Source organism: Lacinutrix chionoecetis (genome assembly GCF_053604665.1).
This window is the reverse complement of sequence record NZ_JBSHNQ010000070.1, coordinates 112,913-125,547: the sequence shown is the minus strand read 5'-3', so window position 1 is coordinate 125,547 and position 12,635 is coordinate 112,913. Positions and strand designations below refer to the sequence as shown.

Genomic DNA, 12,635 nt, shown 5'->3' with positions numbered 1-12,635 from the left:
TAAACAACTATGAAGAAAATTACTTACTTAACTGTGCTATTATTTTTAATAGTACAGATTTCTTTTTCGCAAGAAAGACAAGCTCCAATAGCGAAACAAATTTCTATTACAAATCCATCTAAAGCACAACTATTAAAAATTAAAGATGCTGGAATCGATTTGTCATGTGGTGCAATGTACAGAGATAATAATTTAATTCTTGAACTTGGCGGACAAGAACTAGACGCTTTAAGTAAAAATAATATTAATTATAATATTTTAATTGATGACTTAACTGCATACTATAGTGAAAAAACGCAAACCGAGTTACCAATTGCAAAATTAGAACTTGAGCGAATGAAAGCTCAATCTGCAAATAGCAATAAAAATTTGAGTACTAATTCTGAATTAATAGACAATTTTATTCAATACGAAGGTTGTGAAGAGGTAGATTGGGCAGTACCAATGAACTTTTCTCTGGGAAGCATGGCAGGTTGTTTAACTTATAACGAAATGTTAGCGCAATTGGACTTAATGAGATCGCTTTATCCTAATCTAATCTCTGTAAAGTCTGACGCTTCTCCAACCAATCAAAAAACCAATGGTAACTCATATACTGCTGGAGGCTATAATTCATGGCCTGGACAAACAATATATTATGTAAGAATTTCAGACAATCCAGATGTCGATGAGCCTAATGAGCCAGAATCCTTATATTCAGGGATGACTCATTCTCGTGAGGTAAGTAGTATGATGAATCTAATGTATTACATGTGGTATATTTTAGAAAATTATAGCACTGATCCGGGAATTAAAAATTTAGTCGATAATCATGAAATGTATTTCATACCTGTAGCAAATCCAGATGGATTACTTTGGAATGAACAAATTGCTCCTGGTGGTGGTGGACTACAAAGAAAAAATTTAGGCCCATACAACACAGGGAATAATAACGTAAGAGGTGCAGATTTAAATAGAAATTACGATTATTTTTGGGGACCTAATCCAATATATGGAGGATCTTCAGGTACCCAAAGCAGTAATGTTTACAGAGGCCCAAGTGCTTTCTCTGAACCAGAAACTCAAATTGTTAGAGATTTTTCTGCTACCAAGCAATTTAAAACAGCAATGAATCATCATGCAACTTCTAACTTAATTCCTCATGCTTACAATGGTTATCCAGGTGCTCCACCATCGGGAAGAGAGGCCGAATTTGCAAAGTTTTGTCATGATATGACTAGATATAATAGATATATATATGGTGAGGCTCCAGATATTTTAACCATTGCAAATGGCGATATGAGTGATTGGATGCTAGGTGGTGTTGCAGATGTTAATGGATCTACTGGTTCTGGCCAAGGCATATTAGCATTAGCACCAGAGAATGGAGCTCCAGATGGTAGTGAAGGTGGTTTTTGGCCTAGCCCATTACAAATAACCGATATTGCAAAAAGAGCAATGAGAATGAATTTTGCAAACGTTTATCACAGTGGTAAATTTGCTCAACTTCATGATTTAAACACTACAGATATAACTAGCACTATTGGAGATTTAGAATTTGGTATCGAATATTTAGGGCAAACTTTAGGTGATATTAATCTTAATGTGAATCCTATTTCTACAAATATTATTGGAATAACTCCACCAGTTACACAAACAGGCTGGAGTAAATTAGAACAAAGAACTGTTTTAGTAGAATATATACTGGCTCCTGGAATACAGCCAAACGATAAAATAGAGTTCCAAGTTACTTTAAGTAATGATGATGGATATATTATGTACCAAGCAAACATTATAAAGTTTTATAATCCCACAGTTTTATTTTCAGATAATCCAGATGTAACGGGTACAGGAAACTGGACCACATCGGGAGGAACTTGGGGCACAACAACAGATTCTTATTCTGGAACGGCAGCTATTACAGACTCTCCATTTGGAGCCTACAGTAATAACACTAATAAGTCCATAGAATTATCAAATGCAATAGATTTATCTGGAGCTAATTCTGGAGCCGTAGTTCAATATTATGCAAAATGGGATCTTGAACGTAATTTTGATTACGTACAAATTCAAGGTTCAACCGATGGCAGCAATTGGTTTAATTTATGTGGTACATATACAAAACCAGGCTCAGATATACTAACAAATCGATACGATAGCTCTAGTAGTTCTAATACTGGAACAGGCAAATCTGTAGCAGATCAAAATAATCAACCCACTAATGAAGCCCTCTATGATGGTAACTCAATGGGGAAATGGGTTATGGAAGAAATATTTATAGATCAAACTAGTAATGCTTTCCTTTTTGAACAACCCAATGTGAAATTTAGGTTTGTGCTCGACTCTGACAACTCGAATAGAGCTGATGGATACCCTACCACTTTCGACGGATTTCTTTTTGATGATTTTAAAGTTATTAGTGTAATCATTCCTTGCGAAAATACAGTACCTCCTTCTGGAATTGTAATTTCAACAGTAACTCCTAATTCAGCACTCGTTGAATGGGATGTTATACCTTCTGCAACTTACGATATAAGATACAGAGAAATTGGTACTTTAAATTGGACCGAAATTACAGATATCTCAATTAATAGTTATCAATTAAATGGTTTAACAGAATCTACAGATTATGAAGTTCAGATAAGAACGAGATGTATATCTAATACATCAAGTTATAGTACATCAGCAAATTTTACAACGCTAAATGCAGTACCTTGTACTGGAACGTCAATTAATTCTTTTCCTTATGTTGAAAGTTTTGAAAATACCCTAGGTGTCTGGACAGATGATACTTCAGATGATTTTGACTGGACTGTAAAACAAGAAGAAAATGATGGAAATTCTACACCTTCAACTGGAACAGGTCCTTCACTAGCTTCAGATGGTGAATATTTTATATATATCGAAGCTTCAGATCCAAATTTCCCTTCTAAAACCGCTCGTTTGTTAAGTACGTGTATAGATTTTACAGGTAGAAAAAATGCCGCTTTTAATTTTGATTACCATATGTTTGGTGGTTTTATAGGTGTATTAACAGTCGATATAAGTTTAGATAATGGCGCAAGTTATGTCACTTTAGATGATTATACTTTATCTGGAAGCCAGCAAACAAGTCATACAGATGCTTGGAAAACACAAAATGTAGATCTTTCGTTATATGACGGTCAATTAATAAAATTAAGATTAAGTGCTACTACAAGTTCTAACGCCTCAAATGGCTGGTCTGGTGATATCGCTTTAGACAAATTTGAAATTACTTCAGATTTAGAAACTGATTCTGCTCCTCCTAGTGCCGTATGTCAAAATATTACTGTGCAATTAGATAGTTCAGGAAACGCAACAATTACAGCTGCAGATGTAGATGGAGGATCTACAGATGATGTAGCTATAATCGATTATAATATCGATATCTCTGGTCCATTCGATTGTAACGATATTGGCACACCAATAGATGTTACTCTTACTGTAACAGATGGAGATAACCAAACAGATTCATGTGTTTCGACCATAACCATTGTTGACCAGTTAAAACCTTCTTTTGTTAGCTTTCCAAATAATATCGTTTTAACCTGTGGAAATAATATAGCGACATGGACAAATCCTACCGCTATTGATAATTGTGATAACAATATTAATATTTCTAGAACTGATGGAACTGGATTTATTAGTGGCGATTCTTTTCCTAACGGAATTACTACATTAAGCTATTCTGCGACAGATAATTTTGGAAATGTTGAAACCGGTTCCTTCACTGTAAATGTTCTAGTAGATAATGAAAATCCTGTCGCTACTTGTCAAAATATAACTGTACAATTAGATAATTCAGGTAATACAACAATTACAGCAGCGCAAATAAACAATGGCTCAACAGATAATTGTGGAGTTGCAAGTATTTCTGCTTCTAAAACAAATTTCACTTGTGCAGATGAAGGTACTAATAATGTAACGCTTACAGTAACAGATGCAAACGGAAACTCAGATACTTGTGTAGCAATTGTAACCATAACATTGCAAGACCAACCTACACTTGCCTGTTATGAATCTGCAACTTACAATTACTCTAATTGTCAATGGGAAGTAAGCGGTACGCAACCAGCGGAACCGACAACAGCATGTTATGAAACAGCAACGTTTAATGATACCACATGTATGTGGGACGTTTCTGGTACGCAACCAGCAGAACCTACAACAGCATGTTACGAGACTGCTACCTTTAACGATACAACATGTATGTGGGAAGTAAGCGGTACGCAACCAGCGGAACCTACAACGGCATGTTACGAAACAGCAACGTTCAACGACACGACTTGTGCTTGGGAAGTCACTGGTACGCAACCAGCGGAACCAACAACAGCATGTTACGAAACTGCAACGTTTAACGACACAACCTGTATGTGGGAAGTTTCAGGGACGCAACCAGCAGAACCTACAACAGCATGTTACGAGACTGCTACCTTTAATGATACTACATGTATGTGGGAAGTAAGCGGTACACAACCAGCGGAACCTACAACGGCATGTTACGAAACAGCAACGTTTAACGACACCACTTGTATGTGGGAAGTTTCGGGTACACAACCAGCGGAACCAACTACAGCATGTTACGAAACAGCAACGTTTAACGATACAACGTGTATGTGGGAAGTAAGCGGTACACAACCAGCGGAACCTACAACAGCATGTTACGAAACAGCAACGTTTAATGATACCACTTGTATGTGGGAAGTTTCAGGTACGCAACCAACAGAACCAACAACAGCATGTTATGAAACGGCAACGTTTAACGATACAACATGTGCTTGGGAAGTAAGCGGAACACAACCAGCAGAACCTGCAACAGCATGTTACGAAACAGCAACGTTTAACGACACAACATGTATGTGGGAAGTAAGTGGTACACAACCAGCGGAACCAACAACTGCATGTTACGAAACAGCAACGTTTAACGAAACCACTTGTGCTTGGGAAGTAACCGGAACACAGCCAACCGAACCAACCACAGCCTGTTACGAAACAGCAACCTTTAACGATACAACATGTATGTGGGAAGTGACAGACAATGGAACTGCAATTACATATTATGCAGATACTGACAATGATGGATTTGGAGACGAGAATAATACTATTCTTGACTGTACTCAACCATCAGGATATGTAACAAACAACACAGATTGTGATGATACAAACAACACAATAAATCCGGATGGAACAGAAATTCCACAAAACGGAATAGATGAAGACTGTGATGGTATGGATGGAGAAACTTTAGGAACCGATGTGTTTATAACCGAGGAGGTTAGCATTAGTCCTAATCCTTTCAACTCTTATATTAGTATCAAGTTACCTTTACAATTGTATAATGAACAATTATCTGTTACTATATTCGATTTGAATGGAAGAATTATTTATAGAAAAACTTCTACGCCAATAAGTGGAAAAATAAGAGTAGTCGAGTTAGAAAAATTAGACCAGGCTCCTTACTTTTTAAGAATCACAAACTCTAATAATTCAATTATCCATACTCAAAAGCTAATTAAATTTTAATACTAAATAGTTAATAATGATTAAAAGCTGAACAATAAATTGTTCGGCTTTTAATATTGTTAATATCTTAATTCTTCGACGAAATGCATTATTAAGAGCTATAAAGAGCTAATTGCTGTCATTTATATTCCTCTAAATATCAGATATTTACAATTATTTATATGCATTTCATCGAATATATTTGCATTTCATAGGTGTTTAGTATAGTTTTACTAAATATTACTAATTAGATTTCCCCAAATCGACCTATCGCTTATGAAAAATTTTACCCTCAAAACGAGCCTACTCGTTAAATTCGTTTTATTTGGCTTAATATTAAGTCAAACAATTAATGCACAAGTTGACATCGCTGATTATAATTTTGACACTGGAACCGACGGTTGGATTGACGGTGGAACTTATGCAAACCATACCACTAGTAATACTTATAGATGTAATGCAGCAGGGGCTATTTTTGTTAGATATTCTCATAACTTGGATACATCTAGTAGATTTACATCTCCAAATATAGATTTAACACCTTATACCTCAGTAGATTTTTCTTTTTGTTTTACTTCATTAAGAATAGATAATAATGAAGGATTTGATTTACAGTATTTTGATGGAACTACATGGACCACATTAGAGACTTACAGGAGAGGAACAGAATTTGCGCAATCTAATTCAACACCGCAAACTTTTACATTTACATTAGATAATGCTACTTATAGCTTTAATGCAAATTCGGCTTTTCGATTTATAGGAAGATGTAGTTCTACTAATGAATATGCAGTTTTTGATGATATAAATATTGACGGATACGGAGTTACAGGTACAGAAATAAACATAACGGGTTCAGGGAACACAATTGTATCTGGGGATACTACACCAGATTTAACAGATGATACTGACTTTGGAACAACATTTATTGGATCTCCAGTATCTCATACATTTACGATACAAAATTTAGGTTCTTCAGCACTTAATATTGGAGCCATTTCATTTACTGGCTCAAGTGCGGCAGAGTTTTCAGTTACCTCTGCTCCTTCTGGCTCTGTTGCTGCTGGCGGAAATACAACATTTGTAGTAGAATTCAACCCTACAGGAACTGGTACAAGGCCAGCTACAATTTCAATTGCCAATAACGATAGTACAGGTGGAGAAAACCCATATACGTTTGCGCTACAAGGATATGTAGAAACTTCTCCTCCAGAATTTACAATTTTTTATGAGAACTTTGACGAGAACAACGGTTCTTGGGTCGCTTCAACTGGATCAACAACTAACTGGGCTTATGGAACAGGTTTAACTACCGTGAGTGAAATAGGCGAAGGAAATTATTGGTATACAGATAACTATAACAATTATTCTGCAAATGCATATACAACAGTAGAAAGTCCTATCATATCGACTATAGGTTACAATAATCTTTTTTTTACTGTTGATTTAAGGTATGATCTTAATGCAGATCAGGATGATGGAATGATTGTAGAATACAGAAAAAGAACTTTAGGTCTCTTTTGGTCTCCTTGGACCATATTAGGTGCCAATGGTGATGGAGCAAATTGGTATGATGGAAACGGAAATGTAGATGCAATTGCTTCTGGCTCTGATGGATGGACGGGCAATACTTATACTACTCAAGCAATTCAAAACTTTTTTGAAACTTCAGAAATACAATTACCAACTATTTTGGATAATTCAGCAGAAATACAATTTCGTTTTGTTTTTGCATCAGATGGTGATGGTACAACAGATAACGGAGTTGCTTTTGATAATGTTATGATATTAGCAGACCCAATATTAGCTTTCCCTGATCCAACTGTAGGACCAGGAAGTATTAATTCAGATTTAAAATTATGGTTAAAGGCTACGTCACAAATTGGCACTTCAACTGATGGAGCAGACATTAACACATGGAATGACCAAGCATTTGATAACAATGGTATAGGGTTAACTACTAACAGCCCTTCTTTTGAAGATAACGTTACAGAGAATATAAACTTTAATCCAGTCATTAAATTCGATAGAGCCAATCAAGAATACATGAGAGGTAAAGGTGGATATTACTCAAAAGATTATTTCATTGTAATTAAACCTAATGGTACAATTGATAATGGCGGTGGTAATAGAATGGCTCCACTGGGTGGTAGAGCATCTAAAATTTCTCCACAAGTAGACGGTACTGGCTTAGGCTTGGGTAATATTTCAGCTCGATTTACAGACGAAGTGGTAGCACACATGAAAAGTTCTGTCCCAACTAACACGCCCACTGCAGAATCTTATGGTAGAGCTTTCACAAGTACTACTGATAGTTATGTAGATGAAGTAATAATTTTTAATATTAAAACCAATCCTTCTGGAACTGGATCAGAAATCTATAAAAATGGAATTAAAATAGATAATACATTAGCCCAAACTCAAGGAACTCCTGTAGATTTATTATTTTCTGAATTTTTTAATCAACAATACTATTTAGGTATTGGTAGATTTTCATTAAATGGTAATGTAGATGCGTATGTAGATGGTAAAATTACCGAAGTAATTAGTTACAAGAATACCAATTCAGTTTTAGATCAACAAAAAATACAGTCTTATTTAGCAATTAAAAATGGTGTAACCTTACACACATCTAATAGTTCTACAGTTGATAACTTAAATGATGTAGATTATATAGATTCTAATGGTAATGTTATTTGGGACACAAGTGCAAATAATGGATATAACTATGATATTGCTGGTATAGGAAGGGATGATGCATCGCAATTATACCAAAAACAATCAAGTAGTTCAAATGATGCCGTAGATGCTAATGGACCTATTGAAGGTATTCTAACTATGGGATTAACAGATATTTATAATACAAATAGTGAAAACAATTCTATAAACACCAATACTATAAACGATAGAAACTTTTTAGTGTGGGGAAATAACAATGCAAGCTTAGATGCTGCTCCAGTAACAGTAGCAGTAGATATGAGTTCTGGTATTCCAGGCTTATCAACACCTGTGGATTTTTTAGGTATGCAACGTATTTGGAAGGTGGTAGAAAATGGAGGCGATATAGGTGAAGTAAAAGTATCAATACCTCAAAATGCAGTGAGAAATATTAATCCTCCAGGAAATTATTACATGTTTATTTCAGATACTCCAGTATTCGATCCAACAGCAGATTATAGATTAATGCGTTTAAATGATGCAAATTTAGAAGCAACTTATAATTTTGACGGCACTAAATACATAACTTTTGGATATGCTCCACAAACTATAGTGGAACGTTCTATTTATTTTGATGGTGCTCAAGATTATATAGATATGGAAGATGCTTTGAATTTAAATCCAACTGGATTTACAGTGTCTGCTTGGATAAAAAGAGATTCAAGAGACGTTTCCATATTGTCTAAACGTGATGCTGTTTATTCAGAAGGTTACGACTTAAGTATACTTAATAATAGAAGACTAAGAATGTCTTGGGGTCTTTTAGGTGCTAATTTTATAGATTCTTCAGTTCAAATTCCAGAAAATGAATGGCATCAAGTAGCTGTAACTTATGATGGAACTACAGCGAAAATTTATATAGATGGAGTAATTGATACCACAAAAAATTTAACTGCCCCAACTCCAACAACGCAATCATTCTTTATTGCAGCTGCTGGGAAAATAATACCAACTGCGCATTTCAGAGGCAATATTGATGAAGTTAGAGTTTGGGATGTAGAATTATCTCCTTCTCAATTACAATTCATAATGAACCAAGAAATTGAAGAAAACGCTGGTTTTGTTAATGGTACTGTTTTACCATCATCAATTACAAAAAATGATATTGCCATAATACCATGGAATGAGCTGGCAGGATATTACCCAATGTCTATATATACATATACCAATACAGATGATGCTTCTGGAAATGGAAATCAAGGTGCTTTAAGAAATTTAAATACGGTAGATTATCAAACAGCTCCACTACCTTACAAAAGTACGGTTGATGGCGATTGGAATACCAATGCTAGCTGGTTAAATGGAAACCTTCAAACTATTCCAGGTACTACATCAATAGTAGATAACACAGTAACTGTAGATTGGAATATTGTAGAGACGAGCCATAACATCACTATGGATAATAGCACTTTACCTGTTGCTTCAAATAATAACAGAGCCGTATTAGCATTAGATGTTAAAGCCAGTGAACTTATTTTAACAGGAGATACAGAATTAAATACAGGTAATGGTTTAACTATATCTCATTACTTATCTTTAGATGGCAAAATTGACTTAAACGGTGAATCGCAGTTAATACAACTAACAGATTCCGATTTAAAAACTACAAGTACAGGTACTTTAGAGCGCGACCAACAAGGAACTCAAGATTTATTTACCTATAACTATTGGTCTTCTCCAGTTGGTGTTAGTAATAGTACATCTAATAATAACAGCTATACAGTACCGCAAATATTTAATGATGGAAGTGATGTAAATGCACCGTTAAACATCAATTTTATTACAAACAGTTACGATGGTACTCCTTCTGCATCAGGTACACCAATAGGTATTGCAGATTTTTGGATTTGGAAATACGCAAACCTTGGAACTAGCTATTACAACTGGCAACATGTACGTAGCACTGGATCTTTAAATGCAGGAGAAGGTTTTACAATGAAAGGTGTAAATAATACCTCTAATAATTTAAGCTTAACACAAAACTATATTTTAGAAGGAAAACCTAATAATGGTGACATTACCTTACCAATAGACGCAAGTAGCGATTACTTAGTAGGAAACCCTTACGCCTCAGCAATTGATGCCAACAGATTTATATTAGATAACACAAACACTACAGGTGCAATTTATTTATGGGAACATTTTGGAGGAGGAACGCACAATACATCTGGTTACCAAGGTGGCTATGCAGTTTATAATTTGTCTGGAGGTGTACCTGCAATTAAATATGATTATAATACTGGAAACAATGATACTTCAGGTGGAACTGGTTCTAAAACACCAGGTAGATACATTCCTGTAGCACAAGGCTTCTTTGTCACTGGTACTTCTACTGGAACAATAAACTTTAATAATAACCAGAGAATTTTTAGAAAGGAAGGTCCAAATTCTGTCTTCTTAAAGAATAATGAATCGTCATCTAATTTTAATAATAACGACACAGATAACAGATTAAAAATAAGATTAAGCTTAGAAACGGTTAACACCTTTAAAAGACAGTTACTAGTTACCAGAGACAGTCAAGCTACAGACCAAGTAGATTTTGCTTTTGATGCAGAAAATACCGAGGGACAAGCCAACGATATGTTTTGGATGATAGATAACAAAAAATTTGTTATTCAAGGAACAGATGTAATCGATGATGCCACTATTCTTCCAATAGGAATAAAAACGAATCAAAATGGAATTGTTACTTTTAAAATTGATGCATTAGAAAACGTGCCATTAAGTTTAGAAATCTATATTTTCGATACGGTTACAAATACCTATTTCGATATTAAAAATAATCCTGAGTTTACTATTGACTTAACTGCTGGTGAATATTTAGATCGTTTCGAGCTTAGATTCTCTAACGGAAACTCATTAAGCACAGAAGAATTTGATGCCGAGGACACAGGAATTCAATTCTATTTCGCTAACAGCAGTGATAACATTGTAATTAACAATCCAGAATTTGAAGCAATCAAATCGGTAGAATTATTTAATGTTATCGGACAATCTATTGTTGCTTTTAATGACATCGAAACTGAAAGTACTATAGAATTAAAAACTAATAACATTGCCACAGGCGCCTATATTTTAGTTATTAAAACTAATGATGGTGAATTATCTAAAAAAGTATTAATTGAGTAGTCTAATTATAGCCCCAAATCTATTTTAAGTTTACACTACTTATTATAAGCCCTAAAGTTTTCTTTAGGGCTTTTTTTATTTGCAAATTTATAAATGGTAAAAAATGGTTTGAAGTTATTTTTTAATCTAATGCCACAATAAATTACCATAATTATACATAGCTCGCATATAACGACATTCATCAAAAAACTCATAATCTATTGATTAGCTGAATTATTAGATTAAAAAAATGTAGTTAATCGTAAAAATATGCACAAAAAATCCATGCAACGATTTTTTGGGTTAGTTATAGATTTTTTAACCTCAAAACATCTTTAAGTACCTAAATTTGAAGTATAGAAATAACTTAGTCCCCTCCAAAAGTTATAATTTAAAAATCCTACTTATGAAAACTTTCTCGCTTAAAATCACATTACTTTTAATTTTAGTTGTTGCTACATTCAGCACTGTATTTGCACAATCTAACGGAGACGATAGAATGCAAATTCGCTTAGGTTTTACTTCTGTAAATAATATTCACAGACAACTTTTAGTAACGGTAGATGAGGATGCTACTGCTGGAATCGATTTTGGTTACGATGCAGAATTATTTGAAAACCACCAAGACGATATGTATTGGATGATTGAAGATAGAAAGTTCTTAATTCAAGGTACAAATGCTATTGAAGCAACCTCTATTTTACCTTTAGGTTTACACACAAGCACAGATGGTGTTAACACTATACAAGTTGAAGCTTTAAATAATGTTCCTGAAGATTTAGACGTTGTCATTTTCGATAATGTTACAGGTACTTACCACGATATTAAAAATTCGGCAACGTTTTCTATAGACTTACCAGCCGATGTTTATTTAGATCGTTTTGAATTAAGATTTATAGATAATAGTGTGGCAGAAGAGGAAGAGGATGAAGACGACAACGAAGATGATGGAGAAGTAGTTGTTATAATTGAAGCAGAAGCAGAAGTTTCAGCTCAAGCTGAAACAGAAGTAACTGTTGAAGAGGAAGTAACAATAGAAAATAATGCAGTTGAATTCCGTTTTATTAATAATACTAAAAGCATAACAATTAATAATCCAGGCGAACAACAAATTACATCTGTAGAGGTGTATGCATTTAACGGACAGTTAAAAGCTAAATTTGCAGCAGGACAAGCACAAAATCAAGTTATTCAAACCAATAATTTAAACGCTGGAAACTATATCATTATTGTAACAACACCAACAGAGCGTCTTTCTAAAAAAATAGTAGTTAAGTAGGATTAACTCAAATAATCATATATTA

3 protein-coding genes are annotated in these 12,635 nt (G+C 34.4%); all 3 read left to right on the top strand.

The window, feature by feature from the left end; genetic code table 11:
- Window positions 1–9: 9 nt before the first annotated feature.
- The 3 genes from ACVC43_RS04885 (at window position 10) to ACVC43_RS04875 (ending at window position 12,610) form a co-directional block, all read left to right on the top strand.
- Window positions 10–5,523 (top strand): M14 family zinc carboxypeptidase, encoded by a 5,514-nt coding sequence (locus ACVC43_RS04885; protein ID WP_452223453.1) that lies wholly within the window; start codon window positions 10–12, stop codon window positions 5,521–5,523.
- 255 nt (window positions 5,524–5,778) lie between these two features.
- Window positions 5,779–11,352 (top strand): LamG-like jellyroll fold domain-containing protein, encoded by a 5,574-nt coding sequence (locus ACVC43_RS04880; protein ID WP_452223452.1) that lies wholly within the window; start codon window positions 5,779–5,781, stop codon window positions 11,350–11,352.
- Window positions 11,353–11,737: 385 nt separating this feature from the next.
- On the top strand, window positions 11,738–12,610 hold the full coding sequence (locus tag ACVC43_RS04875; protein ID WP_452223451.1) for a T9SS type A sorting domain-containing protein: 873 nt from the start codon (window positions 11,738–11,740) through the stop codon (window positions 12,608–12,610).
- Window positions 12,611–12,635: the final 25 nt, after the last annotated feature.